The organism is Mesorhizobium sp. M7A.F.Ca.CA.004.12.1.1 (assembly GCF_003997835.1).
Classification (GTDB): domain Bacteria; phylum Pseudomonadota; class Alphaproteobacteria; order Rhizobiales; family Rhizobiaceae; genus Mesorhizobium.
On record NZ_RZRK01001292.1, the window covers coordinates 1 to 1,003 of the forward strand.

General features: G+C 66.7%; 1 protein-coding gene. It reads right to left on the reverse strand.

Annotated elements, in window-relative coordinates; all coding sequences use genetic code 11:
- Positions 1-1,003: aromatic amino acid lyase (locus EN984_RS35890; protein WP_164765978.1), on the reverse strand; the 1,003-nt coding region annotated here is incomplete at both ends.

The following is a 1,003-nucleotide window of genomic DNA, read 5'->3' on the forward strand; positions in this document are numbered from 1 at the left end:
CCATGGTGCGCAGCGGTGCGACCATCGTGGCCGCCGGCGGCCACGATGGTCGCACCGCTGCGCACCATGGCGATGGCTTTTTCCATATCGGGGTGGAAATGGCGGTCATTGTCGAGATGCGGCACTTCGGCCCGGACCAGCTTACGCACTGCCTCCAGGGCGTCGCTCGAGGCCAGCGGCGCATGGAAATCGCAGCCTTGGGCCGCGGCCAGCAATTCGATGCCGATCACGGCGGTGGCGTTCTCGACCATCCCGATCAGCCGGCGCGCACCGTGCGCGGCCATCGAAACATGGTCTTCCTGGTTTGCCGAGGTGGGGATCGAATCGACGCTGGCCGGATAGGCTTTCTGCTTGTTCTCCGAAACGAGCGCCGCCGCCGTCACCTGCGGGATCATGAAGCCGGAGTTCAGGCCGGGCTTCGGCGTCAGGAAGGCCGGCATGCCGGACAGTGCCGGATCGACGAGCATGGCGATGCGGCGTTCCGACAGCGAGCCGATCTCGCAGATGGCGAGCGCGATCATGTCGGCGGCGAAGGCCACCGGCTCGGCGTGGAAATTGCCGCCGGAAAGCGCGGTGTCATCCTCGGCGAAGATCAGCGGATTGTCGGTGACGCCATTGGCTTCGGTGCCCAGCGTGTCGGCCGCCTGGCGCAGCACGGTGAGTGCGGCGCCCATGACCTGCGGCTGGCAGCGCAGGCAATACGGATCCTGCACGCGTTCGTCGCCAACCCGATGCGATTCACGGATGGCGCTGCCGGCCATCAGATTGCGCAGGGCGTCGGCCGTCTCGATCTGGCCGGGATGCTTTCTCAGCACATGGATGCGCGGATCGAAGGGGGCGTCGGACCCTTTTGCCGCGTCGGTCGACAGGGCACCAGCGACCAGCGCCGATTGGTAGAGCACTTCGGCCTCGAACAAGGCGGCCAGCGCATAGGCGGTCGAAAACTGGGTGCCGTTGAGCAGCGCCAGGCCCTCCTTGGCGCCCAGCGTCACCGGTTCCAATC